This is a genomic window from Seohaeicola nanhaiensis (genome assembly GCF_042654245.1).
In the GTDB taxonomy this organism is placed as follows: Bacteria; Pseudomonadota; Alphaproteobacteria; order Rhodobacterales; family Rhodobacteraceae; genus Seohaeicola_A; species Seohaeicola_A nanhaiensis.
Window position 1 is genome coordinate 794,884 of record NZ_JBHSGI010000002.1, and the last position, 19,189, is coordinate 814,072.

Annotated in this window: 18 protein-coding genes; 13 read left to right on the forward strand and 5 right to left on the reverse strand. The window is 68.9% G+C overall.

Annotation, left to right across the window (positions count from 1 at the left end):
- Positions 1–60: 60 nt before the first annotated feature.
- Positions 61–1,422: an MATE family efflux transporter gene (locus tag ACFO5X_RS04060; RefSeq protein WP_380715948.1), complete on the reverse strand. Its 1,362-nt coding sequence runs from the start codon at positions 1,420–1,422 to the stop codon at positions 61–63.
- Positions 1,423–1,568: 146 nt separating this feature from the next.
- Between ACFO5X_RS04060 and ACFO5X_RS04065 the strand changes: the two genes are divergently transcribed.
- The 4 genes from ACFO5X_RS04065 to ACFO5X_RS04080 all read left to right on the forward strand — a co-directional run bounded on the left by ACFO5X_RS04065 (position 1,569) and on the right by ACFO5X_RS04080 (position 4,490).
- Positions 1,569–2,855, forward strand: a complete 1,287-nt coding sequence (locus tag ACFO5X_RS04065; protein ID WP_380715949.1) for an alpha/beta hydrolase family protein — start codon at positions 1,569–1,571, stop codon at positions 2,853–2,855.
- A 75-nt stretch (positions 2,856–2,930) separates the two neighbouring features.
- Positions 2,931–3,806, forward strand: coding sequence for an alpha/beta fold hydrolase (locus tag ACFO5X_RS04070; protein WP_380715950.1), 876 nt, complete (start codon positions 2,931–2,933; stop codon positions 3,804–3,806).
- 58 nt (positions 3,807–3,864) lie between these two features.
- A complete protein-coding gene (locus tag ACFO5X_RS04075) occupies positions 3,865–4,113 on the forward strand; it encodes a hypothetical protein (protein WP_380715951.1) in 249 nt (82 codons plus the stop codon).
- Positions 4,110–4,490 carry a type II toxin-antitoxin system death-on-curing family toxin gene (locus ACFO5X_RS04080; protein ID WP_380715952.1) on the forward strand — a complete coding sequence of 127 codons (381 nt, stop codon included), beginning with the start codon at positions 4,110–4,112 and terminating at the stop codon, positions 4,488–4,490. The genes ACFO5X_RS04075 and ACFO5X_RS04080 overlap by 4 nt, the downstream gene beginning before the upstream one ends.
- Here ACFO5X_RS04080 and ACFO5X_RS04085 read toward each other — a convergent pair.
- Positions 4,420–5,181, reverse strand: a complete 762-nt coding sequence (locus tag ACFO5X_RS04085) for an NYN domain-containing protein (RefSeq protein WP_380715953.1) — start codon at positions 5,179–5,181, stop codon at positions 4,420–4,422. The genes ACFO5X_RS04080 and ACFO5X_RS04085 overlap by 71 nt on opposite strands.
- 167 nt (positions 5,182–5,348) lie before the next feature.
- Here ACFO5X_RS04085 and ACFO5X_RS04090 point away from each other — a divergent pair, with 167 nt between their 5' ends.
- Genes ACFO5X_RS04090 through ACFO5X_RS04110 form a run of 5 tightly spaced genes read left to right on the forward strand, consistent with a single transcriptional unit; the run spans position 5,349 to position 9,848 of the window.
- Positions 5,349–6,284: an aldo/keto reductase gene (locus ACFO5X_RS04090; protein WP_380715954.1), complete on the forward strand. Its 936-nt coding sequence runs from the start codon at positions 5,349–5,351 to the stop codon at positions 6,282–6,284.
- Positions 6,281–7,354, forward strand: a complete 1,074-nt coding sequence (locus ACFO5X_RS04095) for an NAD(P)/FAD-dependent oxidoreductase (protein ID WP_380715955.1) — start codon at positions 6,281–6,283, stop codon at positions 7,352–7,354. The genes ACFO5X_RS04090 and ACFO5X_RS04095 overlap by 4 nt, the downstream gene beginning before the upstream one ends.
- Entirely contained in the window at positions 7,351–7,995 is a 645-nt protein-coding gene (locus ACFO5X_RS04100) for a DUF938 domain-containing protein (protein ID WP_380715956.1), read from the forward strand. The genes ACFO5X_RS04095 and ACFO5X_RS04100 overlap by 4 nt, the downstream gene beginning before the upstream one ends.
- Before the next feature lie 14 nt (positions 7,996–8,009).
- On the forward strand, positions 8,010–8,780 hold the full coding sequence (locus tag ACFO5X_RS04105) for a bifunctional hydroxymethylpyrimidine kinase/phosphomethylpyrimidine kinase (protein ID WP_380715957.1): 771 nt from the start codon (positions 8,010–8,012) through the stop codon (positions 8,778–8,780).
- Positions 8,781–9,848 carry a methylglyoxal synthase gene (locus ACFO5X_RS04110; protein ID WP_380715958.1) on the forward strand — a complete coding sequence of 356 codons (1,068 nt, stop codon included), beginning with the start codon at positions 8,781–8,783 and terminating at the stop codon, positions 9,846–9,848.
- Here ACFO5X_RS04110 and ACFO5X_RS04115 read toward each other — a convergent pair.
- Positions 9,845–11,569 carry a hypothetical protein gene (locus ACFO5X_RS04115; RefSeq protein WP_380715959.1) on the reverse strand — a complete coding sequence of 575 codons (1,725 nt, stop codon included), beginning with the start codon at positions 11,567–11,569 and terminating at the stop codon, positions 9,845–9,847. The two genes, ACFO5X_RS04110 and ACFO5X_RS04115, sit on opposite strands and share 4 nt — an antisense overlap.
- Before the next feature lie 84 nt (positions 11,570–11,653).
- On the opposite strand from ACFO5X_RS04115, the gene ACFO5X_RS04120 reads away from it, so the two are divergent.
- Positions 11,654–12,412 (forward strand): pyrroline-5-carboxylate reductase family protein, encoded by a 759-nt coding sequence (locus ACFO5X_RS04120; protein WP_380715960.1) that lies wholly within the window; start codon positions 11,654–11,656, stop codon positions 12,410–12,412.
- Here ACFO5X_RS04120 and ACFO5X_RS04125 read toward each other — a convergent pair.
- The gene (locus ACFO5X_RS04125; protein ID WP_380715961.1) at positions 12,409–13,167 is read right to left on the reverse strand and encodes a DeoR/GlpR family DNA-binding transcription regulator; all 759 of its coding nucleotides are present in this window, start codon (positions 13,165–13,167) and stop codon (positions 12,409–12,411) included. The genes ACFO5X_RS04120 and ACFO5X_RS04125 overlap by 4 nt on opposite strands.
- Before the next feature lie 148 nt (positions 13,168–13,315).
- Here ACFO5X_RS04125 and ACFO5X_RS04130 point away from each other — a divergent pair, with 148 nt between their 5' ends.
- Together ACFO5X_RS04130 and ACFO5X_RS04135 are read left to right on the forward strand one after the other, a co-directional pair.
- Positions 13,316–15,733 (forward strand): GcvT family protein, encoded by a 2,418-nt coding sequence (locus ACFO5X_RS04130; RefSeq protein ID WP_380715962.1) that lies wholly within the window; start codon positions 13,316–13,318, stop codon positions 15,731–15,733.
- 6 nt (positions 15,734–15,739) lie between these two features.
- Positions 15,740–16,666: a phosphotransferase gene (locus tag ACFO5X_RS04135; RefSeq protein WP_380715963.1), complete on the forward strand. Its 927-nt coding sequence runs from the start codon at positions 15,740–15,742 to the stop codon at positions 16,664–16,666.
- A gap of 571 nt (positions 16,667–17,237) precedes the next feature.
- On the opposite strand, the gene ACFO5X_RS04140 is transcribed toward ACFO5X_RS04135, so the two are convergent.
- Positions 17,238–18,005 carry an inositol monophosphatase family protein gene (locus ACFO5X_RS04140; protein ID WP_380715964.1) on the reverse strand — a complete coding sequence of 256 codons (768 nt, stop codon included), beginning with the start codon at positions 18,003–18,005 and terminating at the stop codon, positions 17,238–17,240.
- Positions 18,006–18,210: 205 nt separating this feature from the next.
- On the opposite strand from ACFO5X_RS04140, the gene ACFO5X_RS04145 reads away from it, so the two are divergent.
- Positions 18,211–19,143: an ABC transporter substrate-binding protein gene (locus tag ACFO5X_RS04145; RefSeq protein WP_380715965.1), complete on the forward strand. Its 933-nt coding sequence runs from the start codon at positions 18,211–18,213 to the stop codon at positions 19,141–19,143.
- Positions 19,144–19,189 lie beyond the last annotated feature (46 nt).

Here is a 19,189-nt window from a genome sequence, read left to right on the forward strand (position 1 = left end):
GCGCCTTCGGCGCGACTCCCCCGGGATATTTGTCGCAAGAGGAAAAGGCGGGCGCGCCGCCTACGTGGCGAGGGCGACACGGCGCAGGCCGCCGCGCCAGAAGCGCAGCATCAGGAAGACACCGGCGCAGGCGAGGCCGAAGACGAGGCCGAGCCAGATGCCGGGGCCGCCGAGGTCGAAAACGAAGCCGAGCGTGTAGGAGGCGGGGATGCCCACCGCCCAATAGGCGACGATGGCCACCATCATCGGCACGGCGGTGTCCTGCACGCCGCGCAGCAGGCCGAGCGCGATCACCTGCGCGCCGTCGACCAGCTGGAACAGCGCGGCGATGGCCAGAAGGGCGATGCCGGTGGCGATGATCTCGGGGCGGGCCGGGTCGCTTTCGGCGAGGAAGAGCGACAGGATCGGCGCCGGGAAGATCACGAAGGTGGCGATGGTGACAATCGCGAAGGCCAGCGAGAGCGCGATCACCGCGCGGGCGCCGCGGGCGAGTTCCTGCGGGGCGCCGCGGCCATAGGCGCCGCCGGCGCGGATGGTGGCGACGTTGGAGAGCCCGAGGTGCACCATGAAGGTGCCGCTGGCGACGGTGATGACGATGCCATGGGCGGCGAGCGGCACGGTGCCGAGCCAGCCCATCATGAAGGCCGAGGCGGTGAACAGGCTGACCTCGCTGAGCATGGTCAGCCCGATCGGCAGCCCGAGGCGGAAGACGCGGACCAGCATCTCGGCATCCGCGCGCCAGAGGCGGCGGAACAGCGCGTGTTCGGGCAGCGCGCGGGCGGCGTAGAGCACCACGGCGACCAGGGCGACGGTCTGCGAGGCGACCGAGGCGATGGCGGCGCCGCGCAGGCCGAGCTCTGGCGCGCCCCAGTGGCCGAAGATCAGCGCATAGTTGGCGACGCCGTTGCTGAGGGCGGCGAGCAGGGTGATCCAGAGGACCACCTGGGTGCGTTCGAGCGCGGCGAGATAGGATTTCAGCACCATGACCAGCAGCGCCGGAATCAGCCCCCAGCCGGCGATGCGCAGGTATGTGGCGGCGTCGGCGGCGACCTGCGGGGACTGGCCGAGCGCGCGCAGGATCGGTTCGGACCACCACATCGCCGGCATCGCGACCAGCGCGAAGCCGAGGCTGAGCCAGAGGCCCATGCGGGTGGCGCGGCGCAGTCCGATCTCGTCTCCGGCGGCGGCATTGGCGGCGACCAGCGGCATGACAGCAAGGGCAAAGCCCGCGCCGAGCATGAACTGGACGAAGTAATAGGAGCCGGCAAGGGTCTGCGCCGCCAGCTCGGCGACGCCATACCAGCCGAGCATGACCGTATCGGTCAGGCCGATGGCGAATTGCGCCAGATGGCCCCCGATGAGCGGCAGCCCGAGCGCGAGGATGGTGCGCAGATGGGCGGGATATGACATCGGGGCCTGCATGACGCTGCCCGTAAGGGCTTTGGCGAACCGAGGCAAGAGCGGGTGATTTCGCGGCCGCGCCGGGCGGTGGCGGGCCAGCGGAATTGCCGCTGGCATCGCGGGCGCGGGGCTGTAGCATGGGGCGGACCGATGGAGGAGGATTTCCGATGCGCACCGCCCTGACCGGACTGGCGCTGGCCACGCTGGCTGCCGTTCCCGCCGAAGCCGAGAACCGGATCGACCGGATACGTCCCGATGCGCCGCAGCTGGCCGCCTATGGTCCGCTGCCGATCGGGGTGACGACGCTGGAGTTCGTGCATCCGGGCCAGATCGATATCGTCAACACGAAGGACGGGGCGCAGCCGCTCTATGATCGGGCGCTGACCGTCGAGGTCTGGTATCCGGCAGCGGAGGGCACGGCGCCCGGCGGCAGCTATCGCGCGCTGTTGCGGGACGGGCGCACCGAGGTCACGCTGGAGGGGCGCGCGGCGCGGGATGCAGTGCCGGCCGAGGGGACGCGCTATCCGCTGATCGTGATCAGCCACGGCTATCCCGGCAACCGCTTCCTGATGTCCCATCTGGGCGAGAACCTGGCCTCGAAAGGCTATGTCACCGTCTCGATCGATCATCGCGACAGCACCTATGACGACAAGACGGCCTTTGGCTCGACCCTGCTGAACCGGCCCATCGACCAGAAGTTCGTGATCGACAGCATGGCGGCGCTGGAGGGTCCGCTGGGGGCGATCACCGATGCGGAGACGACCGGGGTGATCGGCTATTCCATGGGCGGCTATGGCGCGATGATCTTTGGCGGCGCGGGAGTGACGCAGGCCGCGACCGAATTCAGCTGGGGCACGCCGGACGGGCTGCTGGCGCGGCATCTGGCGGGGTCGGAGACGCTGAAGGAACTCGTCGATCCGCGGGTGAAGGCAATCATCGCCATCGGGCCCTGGGGGATGAACACCGGGTTCTGGGATGCGGCGGGCCTCGCCGGGTTCGAGAAGCCGCTGATGCTGATGGCGGGGAGCGCCGACGACGTGTCGGTCTATTCCGCCATCCGGGAGATCTTTGCGGGCACCACCGGCACGACGCGGCATCTGCTGACCTTCGAGGGGGCCAATCACAACGCCGCCGCGCCGATTCCGGCGCCGGCGGAAAGCTGGGGATTTGACGAGGCGCTGGGGTTCGCGCCCTTCGATCACTATGCGGATGCGGTCTGGGACACCAACCGGATGAACAACATCGCCCAGCATTTCGCCACCGCCTTCATGGACCTGCACCTGAAGGGCGATGCCGGGATGGCGCCCTATCTCGACGTGATCGAGCGCGCGGCGGATGGCGTCGTGGCGCTGGACGACCGGGCGCAGCCGCTGCCGGAGCACACCTACTGGAAAGGCTTCCTGCCGCGCACCGGCGTCGGGCTGACCTTAGAGACGAAGGGCAAGGGCGAGTGATCCCACGTTCTTCTCTTTCCAAATACTCACTTCCCCGGCCCACCCCCCGGGGCCACGCCTGATCCGGAGCGCCCGATGCAGACCGAGACGATGTCCCTGAACGGCAACCCCTTCTTCCTGCGGCGCTGGGGCGATCCCGGGCTGCCGGTGCTGCTGATGCTGCATGGTTTTCCCGAATACGGCGGGGCCTGGTCGGAATTCGCGCCGCTGCTGGCCGGGCGGTATCACTGCATCGCGCCCGACCAGCGCGGATACGGGCAGAGCTGGGCGCCCGAGGGGGTCGAGAACTACCGGGGCGCGGCGCTGACCGGGGATATGGCGGCACTGATCGAGCAGCTGGGGCGCGGCAGGGTCACCGTGCTGGGCCACGACTGGGGCGCGGCGGTGGCCTATGGGCTGGCGATGTTCCGTCCCGACCTGGTCGAGCGGCTGGTGATCGCCAACGGGGTGCACCCGGTGCCGTTCCAGGCGGCGCTGATCGGGGATGCGGCTCAGCGCGAGGCCTCGCAATACATCCGCTTTCTGCGGCGGGAAGACTCGCAGGACATCCTGGCTGAGGACGATTTCGACAAGATGTTCCGGTTTTTCTCGTCGCGGATGAATCTCGACTGGATGACGCCGGCGCGGCTGGCCGAGTACAAGGCCGAATGGGCCCGCGGCGGGCGGCTGAAGACGATGATCCACTGGTATCGCGCCTCGCCCCTGGTGGTGCCGGCGATGGATGAAGAGCCGGGCCCCCTGCCCCCGCTGCCGCGCGAGAAGCTGATGGTGCGGATGCCGCATCTGCTGCTCTGGGGCGCGGACGACAAGGCGCTGCTGCCGGTGGCGACGGCGGGGCTGGAGGAGTTTGCGCCCGAGCTGACGCGGATCACGCTGGAGGGCTGCGATCACTGGCTGTTCCATCAGAAACCGGAGGAAGCGGCGCAGGCGATCCTGGGCTGGCTGGGGTGATCTTGCCAGAATGTGCATTCGGGTGTATATTCCGATGCACATTTCAGAGGATACCCCGATGGCCCGCCTGCATACCAACCAGATCTGCACGATGACCGAACTGCGCGAGCCGCAGAAGGTGCTGGACCGCGCCAATGGCAAGCCGGTGGCGATCATGAAGAATTCGCGCTGTGTCGGCTATCTGGTGCCGGAAGAGGCGACGCTGGACGGCGCGCCGCGCTATGCGTCGATGGAGGAAGTGCTCGAATACGTCAGATCCTCGCGCGACAGTGTCCAGCCGGTTCTTGACTACCTCAAGGACAAATGACCTACATCCTGCTTGATGCTGCGGCGGTGGAAGCGCTGCACGACAGCGCGCTCAATCCCGGAGAGCTGACTGGTCGCGCGCGCGACAAATCGCTTGAAGGCGCGCTTGGCCGTGTCGACAACCGGCTGATCTATGGCATGATCGGCGATGTCTTCGACCTCGCCGCCGCCTATGCGACGGCGATTGCCACGGGGCACTGTTTCAACGACGGCAACAAGCGCACGGCCTTCGATGCGATGAACTTCTGCCTCGTCGTGAATGGCGTGGTCATCGAATGGACTGACACCGCCGAGGCGGGCGACCGGATCATTGCGCTGGCGCAGCGGCTGATTGGCGAGGAGGAGATGGCGGAGTGGTTGCGGATGAAGGCGCTGTGACCGCGGCAGGAGCCGGCTTGCGAAGGCGGACGCGGGCCTTGGGGCCTTTGGGGTCAAAGGCGAAGAGTTCGGGATAGAGACCGAGGAAGGCGCGCCAGGATCCGACCGGGTGGTTTGCGATGCAGATCGGGTGAAGCTGGCGCATCAGCGGGTTGATATCGGCGATGGCGAGCCCTTCGGTGCGCGGACGGGTCTTGAGCGCCGCGATCAGGTGGTCCTTCATCGCCGCCAACGAGGGCGGCTGCGGCGGGGCGGCCGGGGGCGCGTCTATCGCGACGAAGCGGTGGCAGGCGGCCTTGAAGCTGGTGCCGGCGGCGATGGCGCCGAGGCCGGTGACATGCGCGCCAGAGTCGCGCAGATAGGTGGCGAGATGGGTGAAGTCCCCGTCGGAACTGGCCAGCAGGAAGCTGCGCACATCGGCGCGCAGGAAGAGGTCCATCGCATCGACGGTCAGGCGCATGTCGGCGGAGTTCTTGTTGCTTTGGGTGTGTATGGCGGTGAAACCGGGCGTCGCCTCCCATGCCGGCAGGCGGCCAACGTTGCCATAGACGCGGCGCACGCCGATGGGGCCGAGGGTGCGGGCAGCGTCGAGGATCAGGGTGGCGTTATCGGCCGAGATGTTCTCGCCATCGACCAGCACGGCGACCGGCTGGTCCTGACCGATGCGCGTGAAACCGGTTGCTGCGTTCACCCCTCCGTCCCTTCAAGCTGACGCGATAGCGCATCAGGCCGCAGGAATGCGGCGAGAAGATGGAGCGTTGTAGGCCGAACCTTGCCGAGGCTTCCGGTGGCGGGCTTGTGCGCAAGCCGCGCAAAGGCCCCTTTCGCCGCCCGGCGCGGCATGTCACTGTCTGGCCCATGACAGAGCTTCTTACCCTCGACGGGACCCGCGCCAGCGCCTTTGCCTTTGGCACCATGCAATTCGGCGGCAAGGCGGATGAAACCGCCAGCCGCGCCCTATTCGACGCCTGCCGGGGCGCCGGGATCAACCATTTCGACACCGCCTATGTCTATACCGACGGCAGGTCCGAGACCCTGCTGGGCGGGATGATCGGGGCCGAGCGGGAGCGGCTGCTGATCGCGACCAAGGCGGGCTATATCGGCGGCAACAGCGCGGCCAACATGGCCGAGCAGTTCGATACCTCGCGCCAGCGGCTGGGGCTGGATGTGGTCGACGTGCTGTATCTGCATCATTACGACCCGGCCGGCGATCTGCGCGACACCATCGAGGGGCTGGCGCGGCTGAAGGAGGCGGGGAAGATCCGCTATGTCGGCCTGTCGAACATGGCCGCCTGGCAGGTGATGAAGGCGGTGTTCTATGCCGGGCAGATGGGCATCACCATCGACCTGCTGCAGCCGATGTACAACCTTGTGAAGCGGCAGGCCGAGGTGGAGATCCTGCCGATGTGCGCCGATCAGGGGATTGTCGCGGCGACCTATTCGCCGCTGGGCGGCGGGCTGCTGACCGGGAAATACGCGCGTGGCGAAGGCGGGCGGCTGGCGGACGACGCGCGGTATAAAAAGCGTTACGGACAGGACTGGATGGGCGGCACCGCGGCGGCGCTGGCCGATCTGGCCAGAGAGCTAGGCACCGATCCGGCGACGCTGGCGGTGGCCTGGGTGGCGGCGCATCCGACGCATCCGGTGCCGATCATCTCGGCCCGCAGCACCGAACAGTTGGCGCCGTCGCTGGCGGCGATCCGCTTTGAGATGAGCGACGAGGTCTACGCCCGTGTCGCCGCGCTGAGCCCGACGCCGCCGCCGGCCACCGACCGGACGGAGGAAGTGGCGTGAGCAGCGACTTCATCGTCATCGGCGGCGGGGTCGCTGGGCTGAGCGCGGGGGCGAAGCTGTCGGATCTGGGGCGGGTTGTCGTGCTCGAAGGCGAGAGCGCGCTGGGGTATCACGCCTCGGGCCGGTCGGCGGCGATGTTCGAGGCGCAATACGGGCTGCCGGCGACCATCGCGCTGAACCTCGCCAGCGCCGAGGCGCATCGGGCGGGTGGGTATCTGAGCCCGCGCGGGCTGATGCTGATCGCGCGCGCCGAGGAGGGCGAGGCATTCCGGGCCGAGGCCGATTCGATGAAGATGGGCGCGATCACGGTGCCCGAGGCGGTGGCGATGGTGCCGATCCTGAACCCGGACGCGGTGGGCCATGCCGCCTATGACGCGGACGCCTGGGATCTGGATACCGACCGCATCCTGCAGGACCATGCCCGCGCGATCCGCGCGGCGGGCGGCGAGGTTCTGACCAACCACGGCGTGAGCGCGATCCGGCGCAGCGGCGATGGCTGGGCGGTCGAGGCCGGGGGCGCCGCCTTCGAGGGCCGGGTGCTGGTGAACGCCGGCGGGGCCTGGGCCGACCGCATCGCGGAGATGGCGGGGGTGGCGCCGCTGGGGATCGTGCCGCACCGCCGCTCGATGGCGCGGATCCCGGCGCCGGGCGGGCATGACCTGCGCGGCTGGCCGATGATCCTGGGGCTGCACGAGGCCTGGTACGCCAAGCCGGACGCGGGCAAGCTGCTGGTCTCGCCCGCCGAGGAGGACGCGGTGGAGCCGCATGACGCCTGGGCCGACGACATGGTGCTGGCCGAGGGGCTGGCGCGCTACGAGGCGATGGTGACCGAGCCGGTGACGCGGCTGGAAACGTCCTGGGCCGGGCTGCGCAGCTTTGCCCCGGACCGCACTCTGGTGCTGGGGCCGGACCCGTCCGCCCCGGGGTTCGTGTGGTGCGCGGGGCAAGGCGGCTATGGCTTCCAGACCTCGCCCGCCGCGTCGCGGCTGCTGGCCGATCTGGTGGGCGGGCGGCCGCCCGAACTGGACGCGGCGGTGGTGCGGGCGCTGGTGCCGGACCGGCTGCGATGACGCGCCGGCTGCCGCCGACGGCCAGCGTGGCCGAGCCTGCGGGCGACGGGCGGCTGTTCGCCCCGGCGGCCGAGCGGAATGCGCAGGCCATCGCGGATCTGCTGGCCGAGGTGGCGCCCGCGACGGGGCGCGCGCTGGAACTGGCCAGCGGGACGGGCCAGCATGTGGCGGTCTTTGCAGAACGGTTTCCGGGGCTGCGCTGGCAGCCGACCGAGATCGCGCCCGAGCGGCGGGCGAGCATCGACGCCTATGCCGGGGGCCTGGCCAATGTCGCGCCTGCGGTGGCGCTCGACGCCTGCGCGCCCGGCTGGGGTGCGCACTGGGGCGGGCAGGATCTGGTTGTGCTGGTGAACCTGTTGCACCTGATGTCGGAGCCCGAAGCGGCGGTGGTGCTCGGTGAGGCGGCGCAGGCGCTGGCCCCCGGCGGGGTCTTCGTGATCTACGGGCCGTTCAAGCGGGGCGGAAACCTGACCAGCCCAGGAGACGAGGCCTTTCATGCGAGCCTGGTCGAGAGCGATCCGGCCATCGGCTACAAGGACGATTTCGACACGATGGACCTGTTGCAGGGCGCCGGGCTGGAGATGGCGCAGGTGGTCGAGATGCCGGCCAACAACCTGGCGCTGGTGGCGCGGAAGGTCTGAGGCCGGAGATGCGCGTGCTGATCCTGTCAAGCTGGGTGGCGCGCGGACATGTCGGACTGTCGGCAGGCGCGCCGGTGTTGCAGCTGCTGGGCCATGAGGTGACGCAGCTGCCGACGGTGATCCTGTCGAACCATCCGGGGTTCTCCCATGTGGCGGGGCAGCCGGTGGCGGTGGATCAGCTTGACGCGATGATTGCGGCGCTGGAGGGCAACGGCTGGCTGGCCGAGATCGATGCGCTGCTGACCGGCTATCTGCCGAGTCCCGATCATGTGGCGCTGGCTGTCGGGCTGGCCGAGCGGCTGCGCGGACGGGCGAGGATCGTGGTGGATCCGGTGCTGGGCGACGCGCCGAAGGGGCTCTATCTGCCCGAGGCCGTGGCGGAGGCGCTGCGCGACGGGCTGGTGCCGCTGGCCGATGTGCTGACGCCGAACCTGTTCGAGCTGGGGTGGCTTTCGGGGATGCCCGAGGGGCCGGTCGAGACGGCCGGGCGCAGGCTGGCAGAGGGGTGCGAGGTGCTGGTAACCTCGGTTCCGGCCAAGGATGGGCGGATCGGGGTCCGGCGCTTTGGCGGAGACGGCGGGCTCTGGGCCGCGCCGCGCCGGGAGGGCGTGCCGCATGGGGTGGGCGATGTCTTTGCCGCGCTGGTGGCGGGCGGGCTGGGCCCGGGTGCGGCACTTGGCCATCTGGATGCGCTGATCGGCGCGAGCCTCGGGCACCCGCATCTGCGGATCGCCGAGGCCGCCGCAACATGGACGACTGCCCCGCCCCAGCCAGAGGAGACGTGAATGGCCTTCGATTTCATCCTGATGCTGACCTCGAACGACCGGACCATCCCGGATGCGCGCGCCCGACTGGACGAGGCGCTGGAAGGCGGCGTGCGCCATATCGGGTTCAAGGACGTGGGGCTGCCGTTCTCGGACCTGAAGGGCCTCGCCGATGCGATCCGCGCGGCAGGCGGGCGGTCCTATCTGGAGGTGGTGAGCCTGGACGGCGAGAGCGAATTGGCCTCGGCGCGGGCGGCCATCGATCTGGACGTGGACTGTCTGCTGGGCGGCATCCGCGCGGGCGAGGTGACGGCGCTGACGCGGGACCATCCGCTGCGGTATTATCCGTTTCCAGGGCAGATCACCGGGCACCCGAGCGTGCTGGAAGGGCCGGCCGGGGCGATTGTCGAGTCGGCCCAGCGGCTGGCGGATCTGGAGCATGTGCACGGGCTGGATCTGCTGGCCTATCGGTTCGACGGCGATGTCGAGGGGCTGATGGCGGCGGTCTGCGGCGCGGTGGCCAAGCCGGTGATCATGGCCGGCAGCATCGACAGCGCCGGGCGGGTCGAGGCCGCGGCGCGGGCCGGGGCGACCGGGTTCACCGTGGGCACCGCCGCGCTGGCAGGCACCTTTCCGGCCGAGGGTGAGGGCTTTGCCGCGCAGGTGCGGGCGATCCTGGCAATCACCGAACAGGCGCGGCGGCAATCGACCGCGCCGCGCCGGATCGCGCTGGCGGCGCATGACACGCGCAAGGCACAGCTGCGGGCCTGGGTGCTGCGGCACGCGCGGGCGCTGGCGGGGCACCGGCTGGTCTGTACCGGCGGCACCGGGCGGATGGTGGCCGAGGCGGCCCCGGCGCTGAGGGTGCATCGACTGCACCGGGGCGGGCGCGGCGGCGACCAGCAGCTGGGGGCGATGATCGCGACGGGGCAGCTGGATGCGGTTGTGTTCTTCATCGACCCCACCCTGCCCCACAGCGGCGAGGCCGATCTGCAGGCGCTGACCCGGCTGGCGGCGCTGCATGACACGCCGATCGCGCTGGGGCCGTCGGGGGCCGATCTGCTGGTGGCGGGTCTGCCTGCCCGCTAGCCGGCCTTGGCGGGTCGGCGGTCGATGATGCCGCGCAGGGCCTCCAGCATCTCGTCGAGATCGGCGCAGGGATAGGCGCCGGTGGCGCGGATTTCTTCGGTGACATCGACCGGCAGGTCGGTGTTCGAGGCGGCGGGGATTTCGTTCAGCTTGCCGCCGATCAGCAGCGGCAGGCTGGCCCCGCGCCGTTCCAGCGCCGCCAGCACCGCGCGGGCATAGCGCAGGCCGAGCCCGTTGTAGGTGGAGACGGCGATCACCTCGGCCCCGGCGTCGAGCGCGCGGTCGACCAGCACCTCGGCATCGAGCGAGGTGCCGACCTCGACCGCCTCGGCCCCGAGGCCCGAGAGCGCCGCGCGCACGAGGTAGGCGCCGTGTTCGTGCACGTCCGAGGTGCCCAGCGCGACCTTGAGCGTGGAGAGGCCGGCGGGCGCGGTCTGGCGCGCGCACCAGGCGGCGGCGTCGCGGTCGAGTTCCAGCGCCCAGTCCACCGGGACCAGCGGTTTGGTCGCGCGGTTGCCGAAGAGCGTTTCCATGCCGTGGGCGCCCAGCCGCTTGATCGCCAGCATCAGCGCGGCGGGGTCGGTCACGTCGACGCCGCGGTCGGCGAGGCCCTGCATGGCACGCTGTTTGAAGGCCAGGCCGCCCTCCATCAGCCGGTCGGTCAGGGCGTCGATCTTTGCCGTGTCGATCAGCGCGCCGTGTTCGGGGGCGTGTTCGACCAGCCGCGCGGCGAAGCGCTGGGCGTCGAGGATTTCCTCGACATCCGGGATGCGCTGGTTTTCCGTCACCGGGACCGGGTTGATCGCGTGGCCGGTGTGGGCGCGGCCGAGCGAGGTGATATCGGCGAGCAGGTAGCTCGCCAGGCTGGCGTAATTCGCCGCCGGAGACCGGCGGTAGGCGACGGTATTGCCGTAGAGCATGGTGCCGGGCGTGTCGGTCACGCGGGCCATGGCGGCGTGAAAGGCGGCGCGGCTGGCGGGGTTCGAGAAATGGTGGCCCCAGCAATAGGACAGCCGCGCGCCGATCAGATCCTCGACGATATGCTTTTCGATCAGCACGGTGCCGAGCGAGGAGGTCATGTCGCGGTAGAGGCCGACGAAACCGTCGTCGAGATTGGAGTGGATCAGCACCTCGGCCGGCTGGGCGGCGATCAGGCCGATGGCTGTGACGGTCGCCTCGGTCGTGGCGACGTCGTCGTCCCAGTAGGGCAGGCGGAAGGTGAAATATTGCCCGAGGTTGCCGATGGCGGTGGCCCCGGCGGCGAGGGCTGCCTGAACATTGTGCAGCGCGCCGGGCAGTCCGAGCATGAAATCGCCGAAATGCGAAGCCGCGGGCGCGGCATTCGTGATGCGGGCAAAGTCCTCGGGGCCCTGCAGGACGATTCCCGTGCCGGTCTGGGCGGCGTCGCGCCGGTCGGGGGGATAGCCCATGGTCCAGTCGAGGGTGATGCCGAAGCGGTCGACCTTCACGCCCTCGGAGGCGGCGGTGTCGTGGATTTCGCGGATCGCGCTGACCGTGCGGTCGATGCTGCGAAAGCCGATATGGGCATGCTGCATCATGCGGCCTTCGGCGGCCATGCGGCGTTTGTAGTCGGCCTCAGACGTCACGCCCTCGGCGTCGAGGAAGGCGGAGCGGCCGAGCGTCCAGGTGCCGGCGAGCTTGCGTCCCGCGTCGAGCAGGTCGCGGCCGGGGGTCATGTTGGGGGCGGTGAGAGAGGTCATGCGGGGCACCTCGGCAGGGTCAAGACGGGTTTATCATATCCCGGCGATGCGACAAGCTTGGCACATCGGACGAAGGAGACGGCGATGCGGTTGGGAATCATCGGTGTGGGCCATCTGGCCGGGTCGCTGCTGGCCGGAGTGCGGCGCGCGGGTTGGGCGCCGGACGAGGTGCTGCTGGCGCCGCGCGGGCATGGGCCGGAGCTGGCCGGGCGGTTCGGCCATGCGCTGGCGCGGGACAATGCCGAGGTTGTGGCGGTCTGCGACACGGTGCTGCTGGCGGTGCGCCCGGCCCATGCGATGGAGGCGGTGGCGGGGCTGGGCTGGCGCAGCGGGCAGGTGCTGATCTCGGCCTGCGCCGGGGTGCCGTCGGGGGCGCTGGCCGGGGCGGTGGCACCGGCGCGGGTGGTGCGGATCATGCCGATGACGGCGGCCGAGTTCGGGGCGAGTCCGACAGTGGTGTGGCCCGACGAACCGGCGGCGCGGCCGTTCCTGAGTGCCATCGGCACGGCGATTCCGCTGGCCAGCGAGGCGGATTTCGAGACGGCGACGGTGAGCGCGGCGGTCTATGGCTGGGCGCAGGAGCTGATCGCGCGGGCGGTCGAGTGGAGCGCGGCGCAGGGGCTGCCCGAGGCCACCGCGCGGCAGCTGGTGGCGCAGACCTTCGCGGGCGCGGCGCGGATGCAGGCCGAGAGCGCAGCGCCGATGCGCCAGCTGCTGGCCGAGCTGGTGACGCCGGGCGGGATCACCGAGGCGGGGCTGGAGCATCTGCGCGACGCCGGCGCGCTGGAGGCCTGGGACGGCGCCTGCGCGGTGGTGCTGGAGCGGCTGCGCGGGGCGACCTAGCGCGCGGTGCGCAGGTCGAGGCCATCGAGCAGGCCGGCGAAGTCGGGCGGCGGGGCCTTGTCGGTGATGACGATATCGCCGGGTTTCAGTTCGGGCTGGCGCAGGGCCGGGCGACGCTCTTGCGGTTCGAATTTGGAGTGGTCCACCGCCATGATCGCGCGTTTGGCGTTCTTCATCATCGCGTGGGCGATATCGACCTCGCATTGTTCGTGGACGAGGAAGCCTGCCTCGGGGTCGACCATGGAGGCGGAGAGGATCACGTAGTCGACGCGCATCCGCTCGATCACCTCGAAGGCCGAGCGGTCGAAGGCGGCGCCGTCGTGATCGCGCAGCTGGGTGCCGGCCATCGAGACCTTGTTGCCCGGGATGATCGCGAGCGTCGAGGCGACGAAGGCGGAATTCGTCACCACGGTCAGTCCCTTGCAGGCGCGCAGGGCCTGGGCGACGAAGCCCGAGGTGGAGCCGGTGTCGATGGCGACGCTGGTGTTGTCGCCGATCAGCGCGGCGGCGGCGCGGGCGATGGCGACCTTGGCGTCGCGGTTCAGGTTCATCCGATCGAGAAACGGCGGATCGGTGGGCATCCGGTTGGAGACCAGCGCGCCGTGCACCTTGCTGATGTCGCCGCTTTCGACCAGCGGCTGGGCGACTCGGCGGATGGTCTGGTCGGAGACGCCGAACATGCGCGACAGCTCGATCACCGAGACGGTGCCTCGCATGTCCACTGCCTGCAGGATACGTGCCTTGTATTTCGACATATGCCCTGTCCTACACCATCCATATCGACGGACAAGCGCCCATGCGCGGAACAGTTCCACTCAAATCAACAGAAATCAACATTTTCGTTGCCGCCTTGTTGATCTTGGCTAAGGTGAAGGCCGGATCGACCCCCCAATGGAAGGCATCATGGCACGTCACGCGGCAAAACATCTGATCATCGGCGGGGGCATCCTTGGCTGTTCGATCGCCTATCACCTGACCCGGCGGGGCGAAAAGGACGTGGTCCTGCTGGAGCGCGCCGGCCTGACCGAGGGCGCGACCTGGCACGCGGCCGGGCTGGTCGGACAATTGCGGTCCTCGCGCAACACCACGCGGATGCTGAAGAAGTCGGTCGAGATGTATGACCGTCTGCAGAACGAAGAGGGGATGCAGTTCGACTGGAAGAAGACCGGGTCGCTGCGTCTGGCCGCGACGGCCGAGCGGATGCTGGAGGCGAAACGGCTGGCGACGATGGCGCGCAGCTTTGATCTGGAAATGCACATCATCTCGCCCGAGGAGGCGAAGGAGCTGTTCCCGCTGATCGAGGCGAAGGGGCTGCATGGCGCGGCCTATATCCCCTCGGACGGCTATGTCGATCCGGCCTCGCTGTGTCAGGCGGTGGCGGGGGCAGCGCGCCGGCAGGGCGCGGATATCCGCCAGAAGGTCGAGGTGCTGGACTTTACCGTCAGCAACGGGCGCATCACCGGGGTGGAAACGACCGAGGGCACCTGGGAGGCCGATACGGTCATCCTGGCCACCGGCATGTGGAGCCGCGAGGTGGGCGCCAAGCTGGAGCTGCGGATCCCGGCCTGCGCGGTGGAGCATCAGTATATCGTCACGGAATCGACCGGCCAGGAGGTCGGGCATTTCCCGACCCTGCGCGACCCCGAGCGGCTGGTCTATTACAAGCCGGACGTCGGCGGGCGGCTGGTGATCGGCGGCTATGAGGACGACACCCTGCCCTTTGGCGACAAGGGCATTCCGGGCGCCTTCGTGCGCCAGCTGCTGCCCGAGAACCTGGACCGCTTCCTGCCGCTGGCCGAGCTGGCGGGCAAGGTCACACCGGTGGTCAACGAGGTGGGCATACGGCAGGTCATCAACGGGCCGATTCCCTATTCGGCGGATGGCGATTTCGTCATGGGCTGGCAGCCAGGGGTGAAGAACCTGATGCTGGCGACCGGGTTCCTCTATGGCATCGCCGCCGGGGGCGGCGCGGGCGAGATGATCGCCGAATGGGTGGTGGACGGGCAGCCCTCGCTCGACCTCTGGCCGCTGGACGTGCGCCGGTTCGGGCCGCACCACGGCACGCGGGCCTTCATGTATCCCCGCGCGGTGGAGCATTACGCGCATCACTACAAGAAGCGCTATCCCGGGCAGGAACACGAGACCGCGCGCCAGCTGCGGCTGTCGCCGCTCTATCAGCGGCTGAAGGACATGGGCGCGGTCTATGGGTCGAAGAACGGCTGGGAGCGGCCGCTGTGGTTCGCGCCCGAGGGGGTGGAGCCGGTGGACCAGCTCGATTTCCTGAACCCCGGCTGGAAGAAATATGCGGCCGAGGAACACCGCGCCGTGCGCGAGCGGGTGGCGCTGATCGATCAGACGTCCTTCGCCAAGTTCGAGCTGATCGGTTCGGGCGTGACGGAGTTGCTGCAAAAGCTTTGCGTGTCGAACATGGACAAGCCGGTGGGCAGCGTCATCTACACCCAGATGTGCAACGAACGCGGCGGGACCGAGGCGGATGTGACCTTTATCCGGCTGGGGCACGACCGGTTCTACATGGTCACGGGGTCGGGGTTCGGGGTGCACGATACCGACTGGATCCGGCGGCACCTGCCCGAGGATGGCTCGGTGCATCTGATCGAGGTGACAAGCGGCGTGGCGGTGATCAACATCGTCGGGCCAAAGTCGCGCGAGGTGCTGGCGGCGGTGTCCGAAAGCGATGTGTCGGATGCGGCGATCCCGTTTTCGACAGCGCGCGAGATCGTGGTCGGTGCGGCCCCGGTGCGGGCCGCGCGGATCGGTTATGTCGGCGAGCTGGGATACGAGCTGCACATCCCGACCGAATTCGCGCTGCATGTCTACGATACGCTCTGGGCCGCCGGGCAGGTGCAGGGCATCGCCAATGTGGGCTATCGCGCGATCGACAGCCTGCGGATGGAAAAGGGCTATATCTACTGGTCGGGCGACGTGACGCCGGATTATTCGCCGATCGAGGCGGGCGTGGGATTCCGCGTGCATCTGAAATCGAAGGGCGACTTCCTGGGCCGCGCGGTGCTGGAGCGGCAGAAGGCCGAGGGCGTGACACGGCAGCTTTGCACCTTTGTCACGCCGATGAACCTGCCGCTGACCGGGGGCGAGACGATTTTGCTCGACGGGCGGGTCGTGTCGCTGGCGACCTCGGTGGGCTTCGGGCACACGGTGGGCCAGACCATCCTGCGCGGTTATCTGGCACGCGAACACTGGGAGGCCGAGGGGTTCGAGATCGAGGTTTTTGGCGAGCGCCATCCGATCGACCGGGTCGAGGGGCCGGTCTATGATCCCGAGAACCGCGCATTGAAAGGATAGGTCAGGATGACGGAGATTGCCGACAGGGTGCTGGAGGCGCTGACCCGCGCGCCGGGGTTCGAGGGGGTGACGGCGGTGGACAGCCTGACCCGGCTGGGCGGGCTGACCAACCTGGTGCATCGGGTCGATGTGGCGGGCGCCTCGGTCATCGTGCGGATCCCGGGGGACGGGACCGAGGCCTATATCGACCGGGCGGTCGAGGCGCATAACGCGCGGGCGGCGGCGCGGGCAGGGGTCGCGCCCGAGGTGCTGCTGGCCGAACCGGAGAGCGGCGTGATGATCACGCGCGCGGTGCCAGGGATCGAGACGATGACGCCGGCGCTGTTTGCCTCGCGCGAGGGCGCGGTGGCGCGGGCAGGCCGTGCGCTGGCGCGGCTGCACGGGTCGGGGGAGACCTTTGAGTTCCGCTTCGAGCTGTTCGCGATGATCGAGGAGTATCTGCGCGTGCTCTCCACCCGCGACGTCGACCTGCCCGAGGGCTATCACGACGTGGTTGCGGCGGCCGAACCGGTGAAGGCGGCGCTGGCGCAGGCCGACCCGCCGCTGGCGCCCTGCCATTGCGATCCGCTGTGCGAGAATTTCCTGGATGACGGCGAGGTCATGTGGATCGTCGACTGGGAATATTCCGGCATGAACGATCCGCTTTGGGATGTGGGCGACCTGTCGGTCGAGGCGGGTCTGGAGGCGGCGCAGGATGCCGCGCTGATGGCGGCCTATTTCGGCCGCGCGCCGACGGCGGGCGAGACCGGGCGGATGGTGATCTACAAGGCGATGTGCGACCTGCTGTGGACGCTCTGGGGCCTGATCCAGCATTCGGACGGCAACCCGGCGGACGATTTCTGGGCCTATGCGACGGCACGCTTCGAGCGCTGCAAGGCGCTGATGCAGGACCCGGGATTTGCCGGACATGTGGCGGCGGTCGCGCGGGGGTGAGGTCTGTGAACCTTGCCCCTGCCGGGAGGGGCCTTTTGGTCTGACGGTGGTTTTGGTGGGATAGGGCGGTGCCCCCTCACCCCCGAGGGGGAGAGGGGATGGCGCTTTGCTTCGGCCTTGTTCAGTTTGGAGGGGCGGTGCCCCCTCACCCTGACCATCTCCCCCGAGGGGAGAGGGGATGGCGTGTTGCTCTGGACTTGTTCAGGTTGGAGGGGCGGTGCCCCCTCACCCTGACCCTCTCCCCGAGGGGGAGAGGGGATGGCGCTTTGCTCTGGACTTGTTCAGGTTGGAGGGGTGGCGCCCCCCTCGCCCTAACCCTCTCCCCCGAGGGGAGAGGGGATGGCGCTTTGCTTCGGCCTTGTTCAGGTTGGAGGGGCGGTGCCCCCCTCACCCTGACCCTCTCCCCCGAGGGGAGAGGGGATGGCGCGTTGCTCTGGACTTGTTCGATTTGGAGGGGCGGTGCCCCCTCACCCTGCGCCTCTGCCCCAGGTGACAGGGGACAGGTTGCGCTTTGGGTTGGGCGGATTCCCTCTCCCCTCCGGGGAGAGGGTCAGGGTGAGGGGGAGCGCCGTCAGTTCACCAGTTCGACCAGTTCCGCCAGCAGTTCGGGCGTCGCCGCCGTCAGCGTGCGGCCGTCCGACTCCATTGACAGCGGGCGGCCCTGCCAGTCGGTCATCAGCCCGCCGGCAGCCGTGACCACGGCGCTGACGGGGAGGTAGTCGTAGGGCTGCAGGTCGAAGTCGATCACGGCGTCGACGAGGCCGCGCGCGACCAGGGCGTGAGGATAGCAGTCGGCCCCCATGCGGCGCAGGCTGCCGGCGCGGATCATGCGGGCGAAGGCATCGGGTGCCTGGGCGGCCAGCTTGTCGCCTTCGTTCAGGAACAGTCGGGCCTCGGCCAGCGACGTGCAGGTGCTGACCCGGATCGGGGCGCCGTTGCAGGTGGCGCCGAGGCCGCGGGCGCCGGCGTAGACCTCGCCCAGCGCGGGCATCCGGATCACGCCGAGTTGCGGGCCCTGGGCGGTGATATGGCCGAGCAGCATCCCGAAGAGCGGCAGGCCCGCGATGAAGGACCGCGTGCCGTCGATGGGGTCGATGATCCACATCTCGGCCCCCTCGCCCGTCTGGCCGAATTCCTCGCCGAAGATCGGCTCGCCCGGGAAGGCGCGGGCAAGGCCGGCGCGGATCGCCTGTTCGGTCTCGCGGTCGGCGATGGTGACCGGGCTGAGGTCGGCCTTGGTTTCGACGTCGGGCGCGCCGCGGAAGTGGCCGAGCGCCACGCGCGCGGCGGTTTCGGTGATCTGGACGGCCTCGGCCAGCCGGTCTGTCAGGTCTTTCATGGCGCGCTCCGGGGATTCAACTGCCACAGGACTGTCCCGTTTTTTCAGCCGCGGGCAACTGAAAGCTACAAGTTGATATGGAATTTGTTGATTTTTGTTGATTTGACTGCCGAATCCGGTTGAATGCTCAGGATACCGCTGGCGTTTCGAGGGCTCCAGACCCGTTTCCAGAACCGCGCGTCAGCCCCAACCTGGGAGTAGCTTCATGAAATACATCTCCGTTGCGGCGGCCGCGCTGATGACCGCCTTTCCGGCCTGGGCGCAGGATTCCAGCGATCCGATCAAGCTGACGCTGCACGACTGGTCGGGCCAGCTGATCACCACGACGCTTATGGGCGAAGTGCTGAAGCAGGCGGGCAACAACGTCGAATACGTGCAGGCCGACTATATCGCGCAATTCGCCGGGCTGAAGACGGGCGACCTGCATGTCGCGATGGAGATCTGGGAGACGACGGGCCGCGAGGCGATGGACGAGGCCTTTGCCACCGGCAATGTGGTCAACATGGGCGAGACCGGGATGCAGGCCATCGAGGAGTGGTGGTATCCGGCCTATATGGCCGAGCGCTGCCCGGGCCTGCCGAACTGGGAGGCGCTGAAGGACTGCGCCGATGCCTTCGCGACCCCGGAGACCGCGCCGATGGGCCGCTATCTGGGCGGTCCGGTGACCTGGGGCGGCTTCGACGAGGAGCGGGTCGAGGCGCTGGAGCTGGACTTTGAAGTGGTCCACGCGGGCACCGACGCGGCGCTGTTCGCCGAGCTGGAGGCGGCCTATCAGCGGCAGGATCCGATCATGCTGTGGGTCTATTCGCCGCATTGGGCGCCGACGAAATACGAGGGGCATTATGTCGAGTTCCCGCCCTATTCGCCCGAGTGCTATTCCGATCCATCGGTCGGTGTGAACCCGGACATGGCCTATGACTGCGGCAAGCCGCGCGGGCCGATCTGGAAGGTGGGCTGGAAGGGCGTCGCCGAGAAATGGCCGAACGCGGCCAAGACCATCGAGAACTTCCACATCACCAACGAGGAGATGGGCAAGATGGTGGCCGAGGTCGATCTGGACGGCAAGTCGGTCGACGAGACGGTCGCCGCCTGGATGGATGCGAACAAGGACGTCTGGTCGGCCTGGATCGTCAAATAGGTCTCTCCCTGACCTGGGGCGCGCCTGTCCTGCGGGCAGCGCGCCC